Annotated in this window: 19 protein-coding genes; 10 read left to right on the top strand and 9 right to left on the bottom strand. The window is 47.9% G+C overall.

The features are described from left to right. Nucleotides 1-4 precede the first annotated feature (4 nt). The 4 genes from BMZ54_RS17885 to BMZ54_RS17870 all read left to right on the top strand — a co-directional run bounded on the left by BMZ54_RS17885 (nt 5) and on the right by BMZ54_RS17870 (nt 2927). Complete coding sequence (locus BMZ54_RS17885) at nt 5-772, top strand: LytR/AlgR family response regulator transcription factor (RefSeq protein ID WP_089914834.1); 768 nt, start codon at nt 5-7, stop codon at nt 770-772. A gap of 94 nt (nt 773-866) precedes the next feature. After that, nucleotides 867-1706 carry a sterol desaturase family protein gene (locus tag BMZ54_RS17880; protein WP_089914831.1) on the top strand — a complete coding sequence of 280 codons (840 nt, stop codon included), beginning with the start codon at nt 867-869 and terminating at the stop codon, nt 1704-1706. 21 nt (nt 1707-1727) lie between these two features. After that, a complete protein-coding gene (locus BMZ54_RS17875; RefSeq protein ID WP_143081052.1) occupies nt 1728-2450 on the top strand; it encodes a hypothetical protein in 723 nt (240 codons plus the stop codon). A 60-nt stretch (nt 2451-2510) separates the two neighbouring features. Further along, nucleotides 2511-2927: a hypothetical protein gene (locus tag BMZ54_RS17870; protein ID WP_089914826.1), complete on the top strand. Its 417-nt coding sequence runs from the start codon at nt 2511-2513 to the stop codon at nt 2925-2927. Between the two features lie 64 nt (nt 2928-2991). On the opposite strand, the gene BMZ54_RS17865 is transcribed toward BMZ54_RS17870, so the two are convergent. From BMZ54_RS17865 to nusB, 6 genes are all read right to left on the bottom strand, one after another. After that, nucleotides 2992-4098 carry a glycoside hydrolase family 5 protein gene (locus tag BMZ54_RS17865; protein ID WP_089914822.1) on the bottom strand — a complete coding sequence of 369 codons (1107 nt, stop codon included), beginning with the start codon at nt 4096-4098 and terminating at the stop codon, nt 2992-2994. Nucleotides 4099-4160: 62 nt separating this feature from the next. Then, nucleotides 4161-7055, bottom strand: a complete 2895-nt coding sequence (locus tag BMZ54_RS17860) for a DEAD/DEAH box helicase (RefSeq protein WP_089914819.1) — start codon at nt 7053-7055, stop codon at nt 4161-4163. A 172-nt stretch (nt 7056-7227) separates the two neighbouring features. Beyond that, on the bottom strand, nt 7228-7815 hold the full coding sequence (coaE, locus tag BMZ54_RS17855) for a dephospho-CoA kinase (protein WP_089914816.1): 588 nt from the start codon (nt 7813-7815) through the stop codon (nt 7228-7230). A gap of 281 nt (nt 7816-8096) precedes the next feature. After that, nucleotides 8097-8447, bottom strand: coding sequence for a preprotein translocase subunit YajC (gene yajC / locus BMZ54_RS17850; RefSeq protein WP_238386608.1), 351 nt, complete (start codon nt 8445-8447; stop codon nt 8097-8099). 125 nt (nt 8448-8572) lie between these two features. Next, nucleotides 8573-9022, bottom strand: coding sequence for a DUF1573 domain-containing protein (locus BMZ54_RS17845; protein ID WP_089914813.1), 450 nt, complete (start codon nt 9020-9022; stop codon nt 8573-8575). 102 nt (nt 9023-9124) lie between these two features. Next, nucleotides 9125-10054: a transcription antitermination factor NusB gene (nusB, locus tag BMZ54_RS17840; protein ID WP_089914810.1), complete on the bottom strand. Its 930-nt coding sequence runs from the start codon at nt 10052-10054 to the stop codon at nt 9125-9127. 385 nt (nt 10055-10439) lie between these two features. Here nusB and BMZ54_RS17835 point away from each other — a divergent pair, with 385 nt between their 5' ends. The 5 genes from BMZ54_RS17835 to BMZ54_RS17815 all read left to right on the top strand — a co-directional run bounded on the left by BMZ54_RS17835 (nt 10440) and on the right by BMZ54_RS17815 (nt 17704). Beyond that, the gene (locus tag BMZ54_RS17835; RefSeq protein ID WP_089915754.1) at nt 10440-10721 is read left to right on the top strand and encodes a co-chaperone GroES; all 282 of its coding nucleotides are present in this window, start codon (nt 10440-10442) and stop codon (nt 10719-10721) included. Nucleotides 10722-10838: 117 nt separating this feature from the next. Continuing rightward, nucleotides 10839-12473 carry a chaperonin GroEL gene (gene groL, locus BMZ54_RS17830; protein ID WP_089914807.1) on the top strand — a complete coding sequence of 545 codons (1635 nt, stop codon included), beginning with the start codon at nt 10839-10841 and terminating at the stop codon, nt 12471-12473. 118 nt (nt 12474-12591) lie between these two features. Next, the gene (locus BMZ54_RS17825; protein WP_162277589.1) at nt 12592-13086 is read left to right on the top strand and encodes an FKBP-type peptidyl-prolyl cis-trans isomerase; all 495 of its coding nucleotides are present in this window, start codon (nt 12592-12594) and stop codon (nt 13084-13086) included. Between the two features lie 134 nt (nt 13087-13220). Next, nucleotides 13221-14720 carry an L-serine ammonia-lyase gene (locus BMZ54_RS17820; protein ID WP_238386607.1) on the top strand — a complete coding sequence of 500 codons (1500 nt, stop codon included), beginning with the start codon at nt 13221-13223 and terminating at the stop codon, nt 14718-14720. A gap of 113 nt (nt 14721-14833) precedes the next feature. After that, nucleotides 14834-17704: a TolB-like translocation protein gene (locus BMZ54_RS17815; RefSeq protein ID WP_089914782.1), complete on the top strand. Its 2871-nt coding sequence runs from the start codon at nt 14834-14836 to the stop codon at nt 17702-17704. 13 nt (nt 17705-17717) lie between these two features. Here BMZ54_RS17815 and BMZ54_RS17810 read toward each other — a convergent pair whose 3' ends face one another. The 3 genes from BMZ54_RS17810 to BMZ54_RS17800 all read right to left on the bottom strand — a co-directional run bounded on the left by BMZ54_RS17810 (nt 17718) and on the right by BMZ54_RS17800 (nt 20095). Further along, a complete protein-coding gene (locus tag BMZ54_RS17810; RefSeq protein ID WP_143081051.1) occupies nt 17718-18434 on the bottom strand; it encodes a hypothetical protein in 717 nt (238 codons plus the stop codon). A gap of 35 nt (nt 18435-18469) precedes the next feature. Continuing rightward, nucleotides 18470-18970: a hypothetical protein gene (locus BMZ54_RS17805; protein WP_089914778.1), complete on the bottom strand. Its 501-nt coding sequence runs from the start codon at nt 18968-18970 to the stop codon at nt 18470-18472. Between the two features lie 258 nt (nt 18971-19228). Further along, nucleotides 19229-20095 carry an AraC family transcriptional regulator gene (locus BMZ54_RS17800; RefSeq protein ID WP_202909280.1) on the bottom strand — a complete coding sequence of 289 codons (867 nt, stop codon included), beginning with the start codon at nt 20093-20095 and terminating at the stop codon, nt 19229-19231. 60 nt (nt 20096-20155) lie between these two features. On the opposite strand from BMZ54_RS17800, the gene BMZ54_RS17795 reads away from it, so the two are divergent. Further along, nucleotides 20156-21676 carry an MFS transporter gene (locus BMZ54_RS17795; protein ID WP_089914772.1) on the top strand — a complete coding sequence of 507 codons (1521 nt, stop codon included), beginning with the start codon at nt 20156-20158 and terminating at the stop codon, nt 21674-21676. The last annotated feature ends 186 nt before the right edge of the window (nt 21677-21862 follow it).

Genomic DNA, 21862 nt, shown 5'->3' with positions numbered 1-21862 from the left:
CACCATGAATATCCTTATCATCGAAGACGAACCCGTTACCGCGCGTAACCTGCAACACATGCTGCAGGACATTGATCCCGCTATTAACGTAGCCGCCATTTTACCCGGCGTAGCGGCATCTGTAAGCTGGCTGCAGCAAAACAGCAACGCCTGTAACCTCATCTTCATGGACATACGCCTGGCCGACGGTTTATCATTTGAGATCTTTGAGAAAACGAAAGTAGAGCAGCCCGTGATCTTTGTAACCGCATATAATGATTATGCATTGCAGGCCTTTAAGTCCAATGGTATTGACTATGTGCTGAAACCCTATGACATGGAGGAGATCAGCCGCGCCCTGCAAAAATACCGCAAGCTTACCGGCGAAGGTTTGAATACCGGTGCGCAGGAGCAAATGGTACGGCTGTTAAAAAGTATGCAGGAGCAGCCGGTATACAAACAATCCTTTTTAGTACACTACCGGGAAAAAATGCTGCCGCTGGAAGCCGCGCACATAGCCTGGTTCTACACCACAAATGAAGTAGTGCAGGCCTGCACCCTGGACCATAAACAATACACCATCGACTTTACCCTGGAGCAGCTGCAGCAGCAGCTGGACCCGCACATTTTCTTCCGCGCAAACCGTCAGTTTATTGTGCAGCGCAAAGCCATACAGGAAGTGGACTTCTTTTTCAATGGCCGCCTGCTGGTAAAAACTATCCCGGAGGCCACGGAAAAGATCCTCATCAGCAAAGCCCGTGTACCCGCTTTTAAGGCATGGATGAATGCCTGATAGCTCAACCCCTTTCTTTACCGTTTCACCCGTTTTAGGCCATTTAAAAAAAGCATTCCGGCGCAACTTGCAGTAGTAATTTAAAACTACTTTTATGCAACATGCAGGAATAGGACATTACCGGGCCGGCGTACTGATATTTGTGGTGCTGCTGGTAATAGCAGAGATCATCTGGAGCTGGCGGGAAAATAAAAAGGCATACCAGCTAAAAGAAACCCTGGCCAACATAGGCATACTCATAGGCTTTCAGCTTTCTAAACTATTATTTACCGGCTACCAGTTAGCCCTGCTGGACTGGTTTTCCGGCCTGGCGCCTTTTCACCTGCCGGCTAACGGCTGGGTGTTCCTGGCCTGTTTTATTGTAGCCGATTTTCTGTTCTACTGGTTTCACCGCATATCGCATAGCTGGAAACCGCTGTGGGCCTTTCATCTCATTCACCATAGCAGCCCGCTTATGAACCTTACCACGGCCTACCGGCTCAATTGGTTTAATGCCCTCATCAGCCCATTATTCTTTGTACCCGCAGCGCTGCTGGGTTTTCCGCCATCCATGATCGTAATAGCGCATGTGCTCAATTTGCTGTACCAGTTTTTTATGCATACAGAAGCGGTAGGCAAATTAGGCCCGGTAGAAGGGATCCTGGATACCCCCTCCGCCCACCGCGTGCACCACGGCTGTAACCCGCTGTACATTGATAAGAACTTTGGCGGAGTGTTCATGATCTGGGACCGCCTGTTTAAAACCTACCAGCCGGAAACAGAAAAAGTGCAGTATGGTATTACAGATGGCTTTATTAGCCATAATCCTTTGATACTAATGATATATGGGTTTAAGAAACTGTTTAGCAAGGGAAATAAGCCCGCAAGCTCACCCGCTGATTTTTCAGCTTCACCCTCCCTTTCACAACCCGGCGCCCTGCAGCCCATCCAATAAGCACAAAACAATACTAACACTATGAAACAGAGAACAACACCATCTATTTTATTGGCAGCAGGTATCCTGCTGATTGGAACTACCTTTTTATTTTCCTGCGCTAAGAACAATGACGCAGCCCCGGTTGATGCAGTGGACGAAGAAGAGGTAGCAGAAGCTGTAACCCAGGCCGTATCAGCCAACAGCGGCGGTGTAGCGGTAACAGCATCTGATGCGGCTATCATGACCACCAATTACAGCGCTATGTGCGGTATGTCAAAAGATACAGCCATTGCACACAGCAGTATAGCCGGCGCCGTAGTAACCTACCATGCTGATGCTCAATGGCACTGGATGCTGACCTGCGCTCCGGCTGCACGTTTTGACTTTGCATTAACAAGCCATCTCTCGTACGATGCACCGCGTATGTCCTCCAACGATTCTTTGTCAGCTACGCTGGCAGTTACCGGCCTGGAACCCGCTGCCCCCAATTATACAATGAATATGAGCCTTACCCGCAAAGGCAGCCAGGCATCCAAAATATTGCGTAAACATAGCTTTACGAGCACTATTATTGTAACCGGAACAAACATCGCAGTGAGCAAAACTACCTACCTGGTACAATCCGGTACCGCCAGTGTAACTATCAGCGGGGCTACCAGCGGTGGCCGCAGCTTCCAGTACGCCGGCACCCTGGTATTCACCGGTAACAAAACCGCTACGCTTACTTTTGCCAGCGGCGCTACTTATAATATTCAATGGTAAAATATTGTTCCGCACCATTCAGGGTGCGGAACATACTTTATAACACAAAAGCAAGAACATATGAAAAGAACACTATTCTTACTGCAAGCGGCCTTATTTGCCTGCTGCCTGGCTTTAGCCCCTGCCACATTGCTGGCCCAGGATGCTATGAAACAAAGCACGCCAGAAAAACGTGCGCAAATGCAAACTGACTATTTAAAAACCCAGCTGCAGCTGGATGATGCGCAAACACAAAAAATAGGCGCCATCAACCTGAAGTACGCCCAGCAAATGGATCCTGTGCTAAAAGGCAATGGCAGCAAGCTATCCAAGCTGCGTACAGCCAAAAAAATAAACTCGCAGAAAGAGGCTGAATACCGTGAGGTGCTTAGTAAGGAGCAGTTTGAAAAGTACCAGACCGTAAAAGAAGAAATGAAAGATAAAATGAAGGAGAAGATGCAGGAAAGAAAACAGAACAGCGGCAACGATCTTCAGTAGTAACAGGTATAGGTTGAATCAAAAATGCAGCGATGTGTGGTCGCTGCATTTGTTTTTTATAAGCTTACTTCGTGAGCGTCTTTAACAACGTCTTATCCGCCTCTCCATCATCCCCTATAATACCAAAGCTGTTGCTTTTGTAATCCCAGTTGCTCCAGGCAATGTTGTTCTGCTCCAGTACTTTGCGCAGGTCCTTATACCAGTTCAGGCGGTCTTTGCGTGGTACAGTATTCAGGCAGCCCCATTCCCCGCAGTACAGCGGCAGCTTCAGGCGTTTGGATAGCTGGATGGCCGGTTGCAGCTGCGCCTGCATGGTATCGCGGTTATACACCTTTTCCCCGCCGTATAGCAGGTTGCTGATAGTGGCCGGCAGCGCATTCATTTCTTTTTGGGTGATGGTTGCGCCGGGGTAATGCACCGGTCCGTCATAGTCGCGGATCTTCGTCCATTTGGCCATATGGTGCGTAAGCACAAACGGGTTATAGAAGTGAAAGCTGAGAATAATATTAGGATCGTTTTCAGGTACTTTTAACTGCGGGAAAGTACTGGTAGATTGCCAGCGGTTACTGCCGATCACGATCACACGTTTGGGCTCTTTAGCGCGTATGAGCGCTACACCGCGCGCCAGCAGCTCATTCCATTGATCTGCGCTGTCGGCCACCGGCTCATTCAGCAGCTCGTAGGCCAGCATGGATACCGGGTATCTTTTCAGCTCATCACTCAGCTCACGCCAGCATTGCAGAAAACGTTCCTGCGCTTCAGGCTGCGTCCACAGCGGTTTTTCACGGGCATCAAAATAATGGCTGCGTAAAATATGCAGATCTACTACTGCATTCAGGTGGTGCAGGTAACACCATTGCATGGCCTGGTGCAGCAGTTCAAAAGCCTCTTTGTTCTTGGTATAATCTTCTGACCAGAGTTGTTCTTCATCTACCGGCAGGCGTATGTGGTCAAAACCATGATCTTTAATAAAGGTCACATCCTTTTCAGTAAAAAAGGCAGCCCGGTCCTTACCCCGTAAGCGGCTTTGGGATAGCCAGTGGCTGATGTTGGTGCCGCGCTGCAGCACTAATGGGCCGTTGTCCGCTTTATCCTGTGCCCATAAAGCATTAGGAAACAGCACGTTGGCAATCAGTAGCGTGATGTATATTATTACTTTTCTTGGGAACATAGGACAAATTTTGGCAAATATCAGACCATTATTGTGGATTTTCTCCCCAAGTTATATTAAAATTAACTAAATAAGAAAGCTACATCTTCCTCGCTTAGCTTTTTCATAAACCCGGTTTCCTCGCTGATCAGGTCATCGGCAATCATCTTTTTACGTTGCTGCAGGGCCAGTATTTTTTCTTCCACGGTATCCTTACAGATCATTTTGTAGGCAAATACTTTGTTCTGCTGGCCAATACGGTGCGTACGGTCAATGGCCTGCTGCTCTGCGGCCGGGTTCCACCAGGGATCTACCAGGTACACATAGTCTGCGGCCGTAAGCGTAAGGCCCACACCACCGGCTTTAAGGCTAATGAGAAATACGCGCTGGCTTTCATCCTGCTGGAACTGTGCTACCAGCTGCTGGCGGTTTTCTGCCTTGGTGCTGCCATCCAGGTACAGGAAGGGGATACCTTGTGTTTCCATGGCTTGCGATATCAGCTGCAGCATGCCGGTGAACTGGGAAAATACCAGCACTTTATGCGTGCCGGTGTTCTCAACAATTTCCCGCATCAGCTCATCCAGTTTTACAGAGCTGGTAATACCGCCGGCCTGCTCCGGTACCAGCTGCGGCGCATTACAGATCTGCCGCAGGCGGGTTAAACCTTCCAGGATGTAAATAGCGCTGGCAGCTACCCCTTCTTCCTGAATGCGGCTCATGAGCTTTTCTTTGAACAGGGCTTTTACCTGGTTATATACCTGGCGCTGTTCATCCCCCATTTCACACCACATAATGATCTCTGTTTTATCCGGCAGGTCTTTGGCAATCTGCTCCTTGGTGCGGCGTAGCAGGAAGGGGTAGATGAGCTTACGCAGATCGGCGGCTTTGCTGCCGTCGGAAAATTTATCGATCGGTAAGGCAAATTCTGTTTTGAAAAAGTTCTGGTTACCCAGCAGGCCCGGGTTGGCAAAGTTCATTTGCGCATACAGGTCCATGGTATTATTCTGGATGGGCGTACCGCTCAGGATCAGGCGGTTACGGCATTGCAGCACCTGTAAGGCGCGCGTGGTTTGCGAGGTCGGATTTTTGATCACCTGGCTTTCATCCAGCACCACATAACCAAATACATATTTGGAGAAAGTATCCATATCGCCGCGCACAGTGCCGTAGCTGGTAATAATAAGCTGCTGCTGGCGCCACTGCGCTTCATCAAACGTACGGTTGGCGCCGTGGTAGATGGCATACTTTAAACCAGGCGCAAACTTTTGCAGCTCATGTTCCCAGTTATAGATCAGCGAGGTAGGACATACCACCAGGTGCGTTTCGCCGGGATATTTGGTGCACAGGTGCTGTAAAAAGGTGATGGTCTGCAGGGTTTTACCCAAACCCATATCATCTGCCAGGCAGCCACCCCAGCGCATTTCATCCAAAAGGCACATCCATTCAAAGCCGGCTTTCTGGTAATCGCGCAGCTGCGCCTGCACTTCAGCAGGTACGGGAAAGTGCTGTTGTTGCAGGCGTTCCCATTTCTGTTTAATGCTTTCCTGCGCAGTAACAGGCGTTTCCAGTATTTCCTGCAGCACGGTAAAGTGCAGGTTGGAAAGGCGCAGCTGGTCTTTCTGCAGCTGGCCCAGCTTCCATAACAGGTCATATTTATGCTGCCAGTCGTCCGGGATAACGCCTATGGTGCCGTCTTTCAGCAGCAGGTGCGGTTGCCGGTGCAGCAGGGCTTTTTGTATATCTGCCAGGGCCACCGGCTGGTCGCCGTAGTGCACTTTCACTTCCAGGTCAAACCAGTCTTTGTTACTGCCCGACCAGCGTATATCCATTACCGGTATATGGGTATTGTAGCGGAAATGTTTCAGCTCGTCCATGCCATACACGCCAATGTTACGGTCCATTAGCTTACGGTAACATTTTACCAGCCACTGGCTTTTTTCTGCCTCTGCAAAGGGCAGGTAAAAATAACCGTTGTTCTGCTGGGCAAAGCGGGCATGCAGGCCCCTTACAAAAGCGGTAACCTCTTTTTCCGCCTCCGGGTGCCGTTTAATTTCATACTGCACATCGCCCTCTGTGATCCATACCACGGGATCTTTGGCGGCAGCGTCCAGCGTAAAGCGGTCGTACTGCCATTGAATACGCAGCATCAGGAAACTGTTATTCAGCTCACTAAGCCATATGTTGCATTGCGGCGGCACATCCACTTCCTCTTTTTGTAACAGTATGTTTTTGTTAACCGGGTAGCGGGCTTCCAGCGCCGGCAGGGTATGCTGCAGGAAAGGGCCTTCCTGCCCGCGTGGAACTTCCATAAAACCCTGTTTGAACTGCTCCAGTGTTTGCCCGTCTGCCGGCGGCAGTATAAACAGCTCGCCACGGCTGCGCAGTAAAAAACCATATTGCTCAAACTCAGAAAGCGGGTACGACTGCCCGTTCACCGTTACAAATGCCAGCAGCCGCAGCGCGCCGCTGTTGGTGCGCACCAGCTCAAATGATAGTAAAGGATTATAGTTATTAACGGCTACCGGCCGTATCTTTTTTTCAAGAGAGTGTTCCACCACCTGGCAGTACCAGGGCAGGAGAGGGGCCAGGGGCCGCAATTGCTGCAGGGTATGATACAGGTATTGCAGCATGCCTTCCTGTATATACTGCTGTAAGGTTTGCTCTTTTACGGGGTTGGCCAGGAACTTTTCTTTAAGCTGCAGCTCCCTGTGCACCATGGCTTCCTGTGTGCAGGGCAGCAGCAGGTGCTGCACGCCGGGGGGAAGTTTATTGAAAATGGCCAGTGATTTTTTGTCCTGCAGCGGCATGCGCTGGCATTTACGCTCTTCCTGCACGGTTTTCAGCAGGCCCGCGCTGATCTTTACTGCCGGGCTAACATCGTTATCCAGCTCCAGCAGCAGCACCGGTGTAACCGTTTGTTTGCCGGCGCCCTCTGTAATAATAATGGTTTTTCCTGTAGGATCTTTTTTCTCAGCCATATCTGTTCAGTACTTCACGTTTAATGTTTAAGTTGGCAGTTTGCAGTGGGCAGTTGGCAGTATGGAGAAGCTTTTCAAGTGGTTGGTTTAACTCACACTTTAGTGAGCAATTTACAATCTGAAGTACCTCCAAACAGCCAACACCCAACAGCTAACTGCTAACAGCCAATAGCTAACAGCTAGCCAACAGCTCCTCATGTAACTTCAGCACCTGCGGTATTACCATCTGCTGTTCATCATTATAGATCACGTAATCGCATAAACGCATTTTAATGGTTTCATCCATTTGTTTATGCATACGGGCAAAAACTTCATTGCGGCTAACTTTATCCCGCTGCATTACGCGTAATATACGCAAAGGCTGCGGGGCAGATACACCGATGACCTTATCCAGGTAATGAAAAGATTCCGATTCAAACAGCAGGGCTGCTTCTTTCAGCACATAAGGCGATTTTTGCCGCAGGGACCATTGCTCAGAATCACGGATGGTAGCCGGGTGCACCAGGGAATTCAGCAGCTGCAGTTTTTCCTGGTCATTGAAAACAATGTTGCCCAGGCGTTTACGGTCCAGCTGCCCGTTGCTGTCATACACATCCGCGCCAAAATGCTGCTGCACCTGGGCTTTCAGTTCCGGGTCACGGTTCATAATATCTTTGGCAGCCGCATCCGCATAATATACGGGAATGCCCAGTAGCTCAAATATTTTTGCCACGGTGCTTTTGCCGGAACCAATACCGCCTGTTATGCCGATCTTTAACATCCGGGCAAGTTAGGGAAAAATAGGAAAGATAGGAAAGATAGGAAAGATAGGAGACAGCACCACCGGGTGCTGCTTACGTTGCCGGCGGAATGGCCGCAATTTTAGCAGGTATACGCACGCCGGCAGTTATTTTATACACTGCAAAAGGGCTAAAAACAAAAGATCCCGTTCCGCAGCCGGAACAGGATCCCTATAATCTTATAATGATTTGCATAAATTAAAAACAGATCATAACAATGTTGTCAGTCAGTCATTAATACACGTTTCTCACAGCCAATCTCTTACTTCTTTTCCTCTGCAGGCTTGTTATGCGCAGTGGTGTACTCCATACTAACAGCAGAACGCTCAATGGTAAAGAAAGTGCCGGGACTTACTTCCATCTGGATCGTATTGTTATCGTTGATCTTCTTTATTTTACCATGTATACCGGCAATGGTTACAATCTTATCACCTTCGCGTAATCCTTCGCCAAATTGTTTCTGTAATTTGGCTTTTTTAGTTTGCGGACGGATCATAAATAGCCACATTACCACTATCATACCCGCAAAGAACAGTAAAGACACCATGGGAGAGCCGCCACCCTGGCCGCCCTGCGGTGATGCCATCAACAAAATGTTCAGCATGTTGTTCATGTTGTAAATCGTATTATTTGTTTAGTAGTTTAATTGTATCATTCTCAGTTCACTCATTCCCTCCATTCACGCATTCTTTCCATTCATAAAACCTATCCACCAGCAGATGCTATCTGCACACCGGATCAGTTCTTCACAATCGTACACTGGATCTTGGGACCCTGTATAAAAGGAGGATTGGTATTTGCTTTTATACTGATCTCTTTTTCGGTATATCCTTCTTTTCCATGACTATCAAACACCACCTTCAGGTAGCCGCTTTGCCCGGGTTTTACCGGTTCCTTGGGCCATTCCGGTACGGTACAGCCGCAGCTGGATATAGCATCCTGTATCACCAGGTCCTCTTTACCGGTATTGGTGAATTTAAACGCATATTCCACCTTTTCACCCTGTGTGATCTGGCCAAAGTTATGCACGGTTTGCTCAAAGGTCATTTCTGCAGTCCCGGCTTTAATGCTGTCGGGCGCAGCGGATACATTGGCAGCCGTTTGCTCACCCGCTTCTTTAGAAGCCTTTGACTGGCAGGCGGTGAATAGTACACCGGCACTGATAAGGGTATAGAACAGTTGTTTCATGATTTGTATTTGAGCTGAAAGCCTAAAGCTAAAAGCAAAAAGCGTTGAATACTATACCGTCCCTTTGTGCTTTATGCTTTCCGCTTTTCGCTCCAAAAGTAATTATTTTTTTGTACGGTCAATTTTCTGTATTTGCTTCCCCAGTTCCAGGTCTTTCAGAATATTATCCAGTATGCCGTTCACAAACTGCCCGCTTTGCGGCGTGCTGTAGGCTTTGGCCAGGTCTATATATTCATTGATGGTAACCTTGGTAGGAATAGTAGGGAAGAACAGGAATTCGCATACGCCCATTTCCATCAGCAGCATATCCACCGCAGCAATACGCTCCGGGTCCCAGTTCTGTAATTTAGGCTTTATCAGCTCCAGGCAGTATTCTTTTTTATCGATCACCGTCAGCAGCAGCTCCCGCGCATATTCCAGCTTTTCCTGGCTGATGAGCTGCAGGAAGTTGAACAAGTGCGGTTTATTCATGTAATTATTGATCAGGATGCCCATCATCTCCGCGTCGTCACCCCAGTGCAGGAACTGGTCTTCCATATGCTGTAAAAAGGACTCATTGGTAATAAGCACCTGTTTATACAAAAATTCCACCAGCTCTTTTTCAGAAGCTTTGGAACGGTCGGGCGTATTAATGTAGGATTTGTAAGTATCGGTAGCAGCCAGGATGTTATACAGTTTGCGGATCAGCTCCTGGTCGGGCATGTGTTTCATTTTCCATTGGTCCAGGTTCACCTGGAAACCTTTATCATTGGAGATCTGATCTATGAATTCGTTCCCGGTTATTTTGGTACTTACACGGAGGTCCTCCGCCGTAGGTAAGTGTTTGGAAGCACGGGACTGCGCATCTATCTCTGCATATTGAGCCACCCGTACCAGCGAGTAAAGTAAGTAAGTAAAGATCTGGCAGGTCTGGTCCAGCTTTTCTTTTAACAGGCTGGTAGCCGTTCCTGGTTTAATAGTGCCTGGTTCCATGGTTTCCAGGGCGTAAAGGGTTTGCATAACCTTTACCCGGATGTTTCTTCTGCTGATCATCTTTTATATCGTATAACAAGAACTAATAAGGGCGCAAAGCTAGAGCAATTTGTTCATAATCACAAAAAGAGTCCACGGTCCATGGTCCACAGTCCATTGCCTTTTACAATAGGGAGGTACCCTTCTGACATGCCATTATCCAAATATCCCCGGGAAACTTACCCCCATGCAGTAGGCAATGAACCATGGACTGTGGACCATGGACTATGAACCATTCAACCCATTTTGTCACATTTCAACTGAAAAATTGACATTTATGTCTGTCCTCCTTATCTTTGCGATCCTTACTGACTGAAAATTTGACCCGAAAAACCCATTGGCATTATTCTGGTGGGCGGAACTGACACAAAAATTCATCTTACCTTTTTTAAAAAATATACACATTATGGCTAAGAATTTAAGTATTAAACCTTTAGCTGACAGGGTAATCGTGAAACCTGCAGCCGCTGAAGAAAAAACCGCCGGTGGCATCATCATTCCCGACACTGCCAAAGAAAAACCGCAAAAAGGTACCGTAGTAGCAGCAGGTCCTGGTAAAAAGGACGAGCCTGTAACCGTGAAGGTGGGCGATACTGTATTGTACGGTAAATATTCCGGCACTGAGATCAGCTTTGAAGGCGACGATTACTTAATCATGCGTGAATCCGACATTCTGGCAATTGTTTAGACCAGCTATTAGCTCTTAGCCTTTAGCTTTTAGCCAATGCAAATACTAAAAGCCAACAGCCAACTGCTAACAGCTTTCCCAATTCCACCTCTAAAACTTTAAAAATTTCTAACAATTATGGCAAAGCAAATATTCTTTAACACCGATGCCCGTAACAAAATGAAGAAGGGCGTTGACATCCTGGCCGATGCGGTGAAAGTAACCCTGGGTCCTAAAGGCCGTAACGTGGTGATCGAAAAGAAATTCGGCGCACCCGGCGTAACCAAGGATGGTGTAACAGTAGCGAAAGAGATTGAACTGGAAGACGCTATTGAGAACATGGGCGCCCAGATGGTAAAAGAAGTAGCTTCCAAAACTGCCGACGTTGCAGGTGATGGTACTACCACTGCCACCGTACTGGCCCAGTCTATCATAGGCGAAGGTCTGAAGAACGTAGCTGCAGGTGCAAACCCGATGGACCTGAAACGCGGTATCGACAAAGCGGTTAAATCCGTAGTAGAAAGCCTGAAAAAACAGTCTGAAAAAGTTGGTAGCGACAATAAAAAGATCGAGCAGGTAGCTGCTATCTCCGCTAATAACGATGCCGAGATCGGTAAACTGATCGCTGAAGCAATGAATAAAGTAACCAAAGACGGCGTTATCACTGTTGAAGAAGCAAAAGGCACCGACACTACCGTAGAAGTAGTAGAAGGTATGCAGTTTGACCGCGGTTACCTCTCCGCTTACTTTATCACCAATAGCGAAAAAATGCAGGTTGAACTGCAGAACCCTTACATCCTGATCTACGACAAAAAGATCAGCGCTATGAAGGATATCCTGCACATCCTGGAAAAAGTAGCCCAGCAAGGCGCTCCCCTGCTGATCATCTCTGAAGATCTGGAAGGTGAAGCACTGGCTACCCTGGTAGTGAACAAACTGCGTGGTACTCTGAAAGTAGCTGCAGTAAAAGCACCGGGCTTTGGCGACAGAAGAAAAGAAATGCTGACTGACATTGCTACCCTTACCGGTGGTATCGTGATCAGCGAAGATCAGGGTTACAAACTGGAAAATGCCGACCTCACTTACCTGGGTAAAGCAGAATCCGTAACCATCGATAAAGACAACACTACGATCGTAGGCGGTAAAGGCAAGAAGGAAGATATCACTTCCCGCATCAGCCAGATCCGTGCACAAATAGACGTAACCACTTCTGACTACGACCGCGAAAAATTACAGGAACGCCTGGCTAAATTAAGCGGTGGTGTAGCTGTACTGTACGTAGGTGCTGCTACCGAAGTGGAAATGAAAGAAAAGAAAGACCGCGTAGACGACGCCCTGCACGCAACCCGCGCTGCCGTAGAAGAAGGTATCGTAGCTGGTGGCGGTGTAGCTTACATCCGCGCCATCGAAGCCCTGGATAGCCTGAAAGGTGATAACAACGACGAGCAAACCGGTATCGCTATCATCAAACGCGCTATCGAAGAGCCCCTGCGTCAGATCACCGCTAACTCCGGTATCGAAGGTTCTATCGTAGTTCAGAAAGTAAAAGAAGGTAAGGCCGATTACGGTTTCAATGCCCGCACAGAAACTTATGAGAATCTGATCTCTGCCGGTGTAATTGACCCGACTAAAGTTTCCCGTATTGCACTGGAAAACGCCGCTTCTATTGCCGGTATGCTGCTGACCACTGAATGTGTGGTAGCTGACAAACCCGAGCCTAAATCTGCTGCACCTGCTATGCCGGGCGGCCATGGTATGGGCATGGACTATTAATAGTTTCCAGAAAAACACACCCGTTTTTTATAGGCTCCGTTCCGGAATTCCGGGACGGAGCTTTTTTATAAGCCACCCGGAATGTAACATTCCAGCCCGGTATAGCGTTTTATATTATATGAAGCGGAATCTACAAGCCAGTCTATATTGCATTATCCTCCTATGCCTGTTTGCCGGCTGCGCCAAAAAGGAAAATTCGGCCCTGTACGACGCTGTGAACGGTGAACCTGCCGGTGAAGACATCCAGATCCAGCAATACCTTGCTTACCATAATATTAAAGCACAGAAAGATCCCTCCGGCCTGTATTACCAGATCATAAACTATGGCGACAGCATTCACCGGATATCCCTGGAGAATGTACCCTACATGATCTATACCCGCCGCCTCATGGATAATACCTTTATTGATGGCTCTATAGGCGCCACAGATTTTGACGGCCGCAAGCTCAAAGACCACATCGCCGGCTGGCAGATCGGTTTACAAAAGATCACCAAAGGCGGTAAAATACTCATGATCATTCCCTCCAGCCTGGGTTTTGGCAAAATAGCGGTTGATAAGATCCCCGCTAACTCTATCCTGGTATGCGAAGCCGAGCTGGTGGATTTTAGGTAGCTGCGCTACAGTCCACGGACCACAGTCCATGGTCCACGGCCCGCTTCGTATAGCAGCCCTTCGTGGTTTTCATATTTATAATTCCCTTTTATAATTCTCTGCAGTAACATTATCCTCGCAGTAGGCAATGGACTATGGACTATCGACCATGGACCATCGACTATGGCCCCTTTTCACTATCTTTAGCCACTAAACACCAAAACGTGGCACAGGAATGCATTTCCGTTTTCGATATTTTTAAGATAGGCATTGGCCCCTCCAGCTCTCATACCTTAGGCCCCTGGCGGGCAGCATTAATTTTTTTAGCCGAACTGGAAACCAGCGGCCGCCTGCCGGCAGTAGAGCAGGTGAGCGTGCTGTTATACGGCTCCCTGGCCAAAACCGGTCATGGGCACGGTACTGATATTGCTGTGCAGCTGGGCCTTTGCGGCGATGATCCCGTAACCTTCGATGTAAATAATATTCACACCAAAATAGCGGACATAAGGCGCAACAAAAAGCTGCCGCTCGCCGGCCGGTATAACATTGATTTTGATCCCCTGGAAAATATTGATTTCCTGTATGACGAAACCCTGCCTTACCATCCCAATGCGCTTACCTTCCTGGTAACCTTTATAGGTGGGGAGCAGCAGGCATTTACCTGGTACTCTATTGGCGGTGGTTTTGTGGTAAAGGAAGGAGGGAAGTCCGGCGGCAGTGGCCCCCAGGTGGAGCTGCCTTTTCCCATAGATACTGCGCAGCAGCTGTTGCAGTGGTGTATTAAAACCGGTTACTCCATTTCCGAGCTTGTAATGGAAAATGAGCAGGCCTGGCGCTCAGAAGCCGCTACCAAAGACGGTGTGCTGCATATATGGCAGGTAATGCAGGAATGCATGTACCGCGGTTGCCATGTAACCGGCGAGCTGCCCGGCGGTTTGCGCGTAGCCCGCAGGGCCGCTGCGCTTAACAAAAAATTATTACAGGGCCGTACCTATACTGATTACGATACCTGGATCCAGGCCATCCGCGGCGGCGGTAACCATTTCGCCTATACGCTCGACTGGGTAAGCTGTTTTGCGCTGTCGGTGAATGAGGAAAATGCCTCCTTCGGCCGCGTGGTAACGGCGCCTACCAATGGCGCCGCAGGGGTAATACCCGCGGTACTGCAATACTATATTACCTTCTGCGATGGTTATACCCCCGCAAAGATCATCCAGTTCCTGCTCACCGCTTCAGAAATAGGCAGCATCTTTAAAAAACGTTCTACCATTTCTGCCGCCATGGGTGGCTGCCAGGCCGAGATAGGCGTATCATCTGCCATGGCCGCAGCAGCGCTTACCGAGTGTTTGGGCGGGTCGCAGCGCCAGGTATTAATGGCAGCAGAAATAGCCATGGAGCACCACCTGGGCCTTACCTGCGATCCTATTGGCGGGCTGGTACAGGTACCCTGTATAGAACGTAATACCATGGGCGCCATTAAAGCTATTACCGCCTCCCAGCTGGCTATGCAAAGCAACCCGGAGCTGGCCAAAGTATCGCTGGATGCCGTGGTAAAAACTATGTGGGAAACCGCGCTGGATATGAACTCTAAATACAAGGAAACCTCCGATGGCGGCCTGGCCGTGAATATTCCCATTAGTTTGCCGGAATGCTGATCCAATATGCGGATGTGTTGATATGTGCAGATGAAATCTGCCAGTTAATCTAACTGGAAATATACATTTGCACATTAATATATTATATTAGCATACCAGCACATCCGCACATTATGAAATTAGCCTGCAACGCCCTACACTCAAATATCAGCACATTAGCATATAAGCATATCCGCACATTAATTTTCACATTCGCATATCTGCACATCTGCATACTCTCCGCATCCGCGCAAAACTTCGGCGGCAACCCGCCTTCCTTAAAATGGCGGCAGATCAATACAGATACCGTACGCGTTATTTTCCCTGCCGGCCTGGAAACCCAGGGCGAGCGTGTAGCCAACATTGTACATTACCTGAATCAGCATACCCGTAACTCTATTGGCAACCGCCAGCAAAAGGTGAACATTGTATTACAGAACCAAACCCTGGAATCCAATGGCTACGTGCAGCTGGGCCCTTTCCGTTCAGAGTTTTATCTGAACCCGCCACCCTCTTCCCTGGAGCTGGGATCCCTGCAATGGGACGAGCAGCTGGCCCTGCATGAATACCGGCATGTGCTGCAGAATATGAATTTCCGCCAGGGCATTTCCAAAGCATTTTCCTATTTGGGGGGTGAGCTGGGACAAGCCGCTATCACCAATATAGCAGTACCAAATTGGTTCTGGGAAGGTGACGCTGTAACCATGGAAACGGCCCTCAGCCCGCAGGGGAGGGGACGGCTGCCGGCTTTTTTTGACGGCTTCCGCGGTTTAATGCTGGACAATAAACATTACTCCTACATGAAGATCCGCAATGGCTCTTACAGGGATTATGTACCTAACCATTATGAGCTGGGCTACCTGATGAGCGTATACGGCCGTACGCATTACGGGCAAACCTTCTGGCGCGATGTAACAACAGATGCCGTACGTTTCCGCGGAGTGTTCTATCCCTTATCACAAAGCATACGCCGCAGAACAGGTTATAACATTACCGGCTTTTATAAAGCCACTATGCAGGAGTACGAGCATGAGTGGCAGCAGTATGCTAACAGGCCAGCCATTACGCCCGCAAAGCCCTTAAACGCACCGGCAAACATAGTTACCAATTACCGGTATGTGTACAGCGCCGGCCCCGGACAATGGGTTACATTGAAAAGCAGCTACCAGCGTATACCTGGTTTTTATTTGATAGACAGTACCGGCCATGAGCAGCTGCTTACCCGCCCCGGTAATAGCTTCGACGACTTTTTTACCTATAATAACGGCCGCATTTTATGGACAGAAGCGAGGTACGATGCCCGCTGGGTATGGAAAGATTATTCCATCATCAAACTGTACGACCGTGCCAGCGGCCACACCGTTACCATCACACACCGCACCAAATACTTTTCCCCGGACATTACAAATGACGGGCAATCCATCATCGTAGCCTTTACCACACCCAAACAGCAATACGGCCTGCACCTGCTGGATGCCCATACCGGCGCGGTAAAACAGGTGCTGCCCAACCCGGAGAACTGGTATTACAGCTTTCCCCGTTTTACGGCAGACGGGCAATCCGTGATAAGCTCTGTACGCAACCGTTTAGGGCAAATGGCCCTGGTGCAGCAATCCATCAGCAGCGGGGAAAGCATCCTGCTTACCCCTTTTAGCTTTAATGTAATTGGTGCACCTGTAGTAGCAGGGGATACCCTGTATTTTACCGGCAGCTGGAAAGATGTAAATAACATATACGCGTACACGTTAGCTGATAAAAAGATCTACCAGGTAACAGACCGTCCCAACAGCATATTACATGGTGCAGTAGATGCACAGCAGCAGCAAATAGTGTTCAGCGAATTTACCGCTGGTGGTTATAAATTATACAGCGCCCCGCTGCAAGCCAGCCAGTGGAGGCCTCTTGACACCGCAGTAGATGCGCACAGCGCATGGTTAAAGCCCCGGCTGGAAGAAAGCGGCAACATACTGCCCATTGTACCGCATAACGATTACCCGGTAAAAAAATATCCCCAGCTTACACGGCCCTTTAACTTGCATAGCTGGGTGCCTACCTTTGATGATCCGGATTATAGCTTAACGTTATACGGTAACAATATCCTGAACACCACATCTACCGCTATCGGTTATACTTATAACCGCAATGAAGGCAGTTCCGCTGTAGGCGCTAACTTCCTGTTCGGTGGCTGGTTCCCGTATTTGCAGGCCGGTGTGGATTATACCTTTAACCGCTCTGCCCTGGTAAAGGACATTGGCCGTTTATACTGGAAGGAGCTGGACTGGCACGGCGGTTTTACCATTCCCTTGCTGCTGTCATCCGGTAAATATGGCCGGAGCTTATCCGTAGGCTCCAACTACCACTATCTGCGCAGCTATCCCGATGGCTTTAAATTCCGGGATGAGGGCATACAATATTTAAACAACACCCTCGTGTTTAACAACCAGCGCATAAAAGCGCCGCAGAATATTTATAGTCATTTCGGGCAATACCTGTACCTGCAATACACCCACTCCATTGACGAAGTGCCGGCAGAGCAGTTCTATGGCCGTTTTGACCTGTACCTGCCGGGATTATTCCCGAATCACAGCATTGTATTACAGGCCGCTTACCAGCAGCATGATACTATGCAGCGGTATTCTTTTACAGATAACTTCGTATATGCGCGGGGGTATAATGAGCCGTTTTACGGACATATTTATAAGCTGGGTGCTAACTATCATTTTCCAATTGCTTATCCGGACTGGGGTTTTGCGCAGCTTATCTATTTGATGCGCTTACGGGGCAACGCGTTTTACGATTACAGCCAGGCCTACAACTTCCGCACTAAAACCAGCCGGCGTTTTGCCTCAACAGGCGGAGAGCTTTTCTTTGATACTAAAATAGGCAATACTATTCCTTTTTCATTCGGTGTGCGCTTCAGTCATCTCCTGGATCCCGACCCCGTGGAGGCTACCCGCAACCGGTTCGATTTTATCTTGCCGCTGCAGCAATTATTCAGTTATTAAAATTATCAATTCGTCATTGCATCATTTTATCAACAATTGATTTTGTTTCTGCCATATTTTGAAACCGCTTCATGAAATCGTCATAATCCATGTTCGTTACTAAGGGGTTATACCCCAGTTGCCCTAAAACATTTCTTATCATTGAATAACTATAATATAATAGGCTGCTGTTATGCACATCAGGAAGCTTAGACAAACTATCAATTTCACTTTGAAACTGCATTACTTTTTCAGCATAACTTTTAAAATCCTGCACAGTCATTTCTGAAATATTCTTTTGTTGTTTTAACCTTAGTATTTCTTTTTCGCTGTACAAGGTGAAACCATACTTTTTATCACCGTCCTTTGTAATATATTGTCTTATTGAAGTGGTGTCCGTAAATTTGGTATCTGTTACATTTAGCACGAGAAGGATCTCTTTATCCGGATGTATCACTTTTAAAGTGGCTACCCCTACATGATTTGCAGTATCCTTTATACTTTTCAGATACAAATAGATATTTCCGTGGGCGTAGGTTGTGCCAGCTATTTTTTGTGTGTCAGGTTTGTTTCGCTCCCGTACACTCAGATCCCAGTTCAATTGATTAGTGATAAGCCGATCATTACTGAAAGTGAATTGAATGACTCTGTTGCGGGAGAACATGACCCATTTGCCATAGAAATTGTCCTGGGCAACGGCCATAAAGGAAATAAACATGAAAAGGGCCATCAAAATACTAGGCTTTGTCAAGATAGTTGATTTAGATTTTTAATAGGGTAACACGTTCATCTCACCACAATCTTTAATTCCGGCACCCGGTAATACTTATCGCCGGTATACTTAATAATAATGTTATCGAAATAGAGTACCTCATTCCGTTGCAGTACTTCTTTCAGGCGGGTGCTCCAGAGGGTAGGAAGTTTATCAGCCTTAAAACTATCGCCGGTAAAATCAGAATACACACCCGGCTGGCCGGTGGTATCATTCAGGTAAGCTTCTTTTTTCTCGTAGGTAAAGTCAAAAGATACCACAGGGAAAGTGTGGTTCTGCTGATCACGTACTACCAGTGCAGAATCCAGTAGTTTCAGCACCTCGGACCGGGGCAGGGTATCGCTCAGGAATACGCCCCAGCTGGTGCGGAACCGCAGGTTGGTTTTGCCCGCTGTACCGGTAGTGGCAGCAGCCGTTTTGCCGGGCACTGTTTTGCTTTTACCCGTTTTAGATTGTGCGTGCAGCGGCAAACCCGCCGCGCATAAAAGACTGAAAATTAAAAAGGTTTTCTGCATAATGGATCAGTGTAGTTGCAGCATTTATTGCCTCAACCGGCGGAACGGCAGGCTGCCGGGAACGATACCCTGGCTGTTTCCTGCAAACCGCTAATTATATAAAACGTTGGCCGGTTATAAAAAGTATAAGCTGCTCATTCAATTATCGCCCATCCCCCCTCATCTTATTTCCTGTTTTATAGCCCTCAAACTTTCGCTTATCGCTCACTCTCAAAAATAATTGCCGGGCCAGGGAATTGCCGCCCCAAGATACAGCATTTATGCTGCGCTCATTACTGTTTTTCTGTACGCGCTCAGGCTCATGTTACGGTGCTTTTTAAAGAACTTATTCAGATGGCTTTCATCCGCAAATCCAAATTCAGCCACAATTTCATTGATCAGTTTATCACTGAACTTTAGCCGGTGTTCGATCAGCCGTATCCTGTATTGCGCAATGAACTGCTGAATAGTTTCGCCACACTGCTTCTTAAAATAACTGCCCAAGTAGGCTTCCGATAAACTGGCTTCTTTGGCGATGGTAGCAGCTTTCAGCTTTTGCGGATCATAAATATTATTCTGTATGTAACGGATGATCTCCTGGATACGCTGATCACTGTTGGGTTTAAGGTTCGATGGTTTCATCATCGAAATATTTCTGGCCGCAATAACGATCAGCGCATTTACAAAATGCATGGTCAGGTCCTGGTAATAGGGATCGTTTTGCTGCTGCTGTTGCAATAAAAGCAGCTCAACTATCTTTCTCACACGCACCATATCTGATTTGCATTGCATAACGCAGCCCGATACACGCGTAGCATAATATAACAGGCATTCCAGGCAATCCAGGCTTTTCCACCGGTATTCCTTTACATAACTGCTGTTAAGCCGGATCAGCAAAAGTTCGGTTGGGCTGGAGATATCAAAGGCATGAGCATCGCTGGGGTTCATAAGTATAAAAGCGCCCTCCTTATAAAATGCCCGGTTGTCATTCATCTGTACAATACCTGTTCCTGAAATGACATAAGCCATCTGGAAAAAGCTGAACTGCGTTTCTTTTATGGGCGGCCCGTCCAGGGTCTTGCGTACTACCTCCACCAGCTGATGCATGTTTTCTCTCACCATGGCGTAAATGTACCATTTTATCATAGAAATGTACTGATATACAGGCCTGTTATCAGTCTATTTTTGTGAAATATTGATAAACTTATGAATGGAACTCTTCACAACAGCAACAAAATGGCACTTGCAGCCGTATGCCTGGCATCGCTCATGTTTGGTCTTGAAATATCCAGCGTGCCGGTCATATTACCAACACTTGAAAAAGTACTGAATGGCAAATTCAGCGATATGCAATGGGTAATGAATGCCTATACCATTGCATGCACCACAGTGCTGATGGCCACCGGTACCCTGGCAGACAGGTTTGGCCGCAAGCAGGTATTTATTATCAGCATTATTGCTTTTGGCATCACCTCCCTGTTTTGCGGTTTGTCGCAGCAGGTATTGGGCCTCATCATCAGCAGGTTATTCCAGGGCCTGGCTGGCGGCGCTATGTTCATTTGCTCCATAGCCATTCTTTCGCACCAGTTCAGAGAAGGAAAGGAGCGCAGTAAAGCCTTTGCCATGTGGGGCATTGTTAGTGGCATCGGCCTGGGACTAGGCCCTGTCATAGGTGGCTTTATCGTTGCCATATCCAACTGGCAATGGATCTTCCTGGTATTTGTTCCTTTATCTGCCCTTTCCCTGATCCCTGCATTTGCAGGCGTAAAGGAATCCCGTGATCCGCTGGCGCAGCAGCTGGATGTGTGGGGTATTGTAACGCTCTCGCTGGCTGTTTTTGGCTTGGCGTTTTACATTACGCAAGGGCCGCAGCTTGGCTTTGGCAGCGTGCCTGCCCTGGGTATTCTGGCCGCCACTGTCATTAGTTTTTTGCTTTTTATATGGGTAGAGAAAAAAGTCCCTCATCCCATGTTTGATTTTTCTGTTTTCCGGATCCGGGAGTTTTCAGGCGCTATTATTGGCTGTATTGGAATGAATTTTAGCTTCTGGCCCCTGATGATCTATCTGCCGGTCTATTTTCAGGGTGGCCTGGGCTATAACAGCATTACCACCGGCTTGTTCCTGCTGGCCTATACCATACCCTACTTTGTGATGTCGCCTGTTGCAGAACGATTGCTGCTGCGTTACAGGCCGCAGATTGTTATTCCTCTGGGCTTGTTCACCATTGGGCTGGGCTTTATACTCATGAAGTTCGGCGGAAGTGTAGCGCATGCCAATGGCTGGACTATGCTGCCGGGTATTCTTTTGGCGGGCATCGGCATTGGTTTAACCAATACGCCTGTCACCAATACCACAACAGGATCTGTGTCGGCGGACCGTGCCGGTATGGCCTCTGGCATTGATGTAAGCGCCCGCCTGATCACGCTGGCCATCAATATTGCTGTGATGGGGTTTATATTGGTAGAGGGGATTGCGGCGCATCTGAAAGGCGCTTTCCATGGAGCATTCGCCATGGGCCGTTTATATACCCTGTCTCAAAAAACAGCAGCAGGCGGTTTTGAGAGCCTGCAAAGTCAATATCCGGAACTCTCTTCGCTGGATCCTTCAGGACTTACCGTTCACGCTGCCTTTACGCACGGCTTTGAATGGGTTATGCTATATGGAGGTATCGGCGTATGGATATTAGCTTTACTAAGCTTTATCATTTTTAGGAAAAAGTCATTTTGATCTAAAATAAAAAGCCGCTACAGTATTTGACTGTAGCGGCTTTCTTAACATAAAGCACATTAATATATTCGTACATCCGTACATCAGAAACTTCCTCATTCACACCAACAACTTTCCGCTCTCACAGCATAACGCAAGCAGCGTTCAGCGTTCAGCCTAAATCAGCTCATTCACACCAACAGCTAT

Origin of the sequence: Chitinophaga rupis (genome assembly GCF_900109685.1) — a bacterium.
Lineage (GTDB): Bacteria > Bacteroidota > Bacteroidia > Chitinophagales > Chitinophagaceae > Chitinophaga > Chitinophaga rupis.
Note: the sequence above shows the minus strand (reverse complement) of the source record. Positions and strands in the feature narration are given on the sequence as shown.

Excerpts from the sequence above, each read along its gene's own strand:
- BMZ54_RS17825 (WP_162277589.1), top strand. The coding sequence starts at position 12,592 with ATGAAGCGGAATCTACAAGCCAGTCTATATTGCATTATCCTCCTATGC.
- BMZ54_RS17820 (WP_238386607.1), top strand. The coding sequence starts at position 13,221 with ATGGACTATCGACCATGGACCATCGACTATGGCCCCTTTTCACTATCT.
- nusB (WP_089914810.1), bottom strand. The coding sequence starts at position 10,054 with ATGATCAGCAGAAGAAACATCCGGGTAAAGGTTATGCAAACCCTTTAC.
- BMZ54_RS17800 (WP_202909280.1), bottom strand. The coding sequence starts at position 20,095 with ATGATAAAATGGTACATTTACGCCATGGTGAGAGAAAACATGCATCAG.
- BMZ54_RS17880 (WP_089914831.1), top strand. The coding sequence starts at position 867 with ATGCAACATGCAGGAATAGGACATTACCGGGCCGGCGTACTGATATTT.
- BMZ54_RS17835 (WP_089915754.1), top strand. The coding sequence starts at position 10,440 with ATGGCTAAGAATTTAAGTATTAAACCTTTAGCTGACAGGGTAATCGTG.
- groL (WP_089914807.1), top strand. The coding sequence starts at position 10,839 with ATGGCAAAGCAAATATTCTTTAACACCGATGCCCGTAACAAAATGAAG.
- BMZ54_RS17805 (WP_089914778.1), bottom strand. The coding sequence starts at position 18,970 with ATGCAGAAAACCTTTTTAATTTTCAGTCTTTTATGCGCGGCGGGTTTG.
- BMZ54_RS17860 (WP_089914819.1), bottom strand. The coding sequence starts at position 7,055 with ATGGCTGAGAAAAAAGATCCTACAGGAAAAACCATTATTATTACAGAG.
- BMZ54_RS17865 (WP_089914822.1), bottom strand. The coding sequence starts at position 4,098 with ATGTTCCCAAGAAAAGTAATAATATACATCACGCTACTGATTGCCAAC.
- BMZ54_RS17875 (WP_143081052.1), top strand. The coding sequence starts at position 1,728 with ATGAAACAGAGAACAACACCATCTATTTTATTGGCAGCAGGTATCCTG.
- BMZ54_RS17885 (WP_089914834.1), top strand. The coding sequence starts at position 5 with ATGAATATCCTTATCATCGAAGACGAACCCGTTACCGCGCGTAACCTG.
- BMZ54_RS17815 (WP_089914782.1), top strand. The coding sequence starts at position 14,834 with ATGAAATTAGCCTGCAACGCCCTACACTCAAATATCAGCACATTAGCA.
- yajC (WP_238386608.1), bottom strand. The coding sequence starts at position 8,447 with ATGAACAACATGCTGAACATTTTGTTGATGGCATCACCGCAGGGCGGC.
- coaE (WP_089914816.1), bottom strand. The coding sequence starts at position 7,815 with ATGTTAAAGATCGGCATAACAGGCGGTATTGGTTCCGGCAAAAGCACC.
- BMZ54_RS17870 (WP_089914826.1), top strand. The coding sequence starts at position 2,511 with ATGAAAAGAACACTATTCTTACTGCAAGCGGCCTTATTTGCCTGCTGC.
- BMZ54_RS17845 (WP_089914813.1), bottom strand. The coding sequence starts at position 9,022 with ATGAAACAACTGTTCTATACCCTTATCAGTGCCGGTGTACTATTCACC.
- BMZ54_RS17795 (WP_089914772.1), top strand. The coding sequence starts at position 20,156 with ATGAATGGAACTCTTCACAACAGCAACAAAATGGCACTTGCAGCCGTA.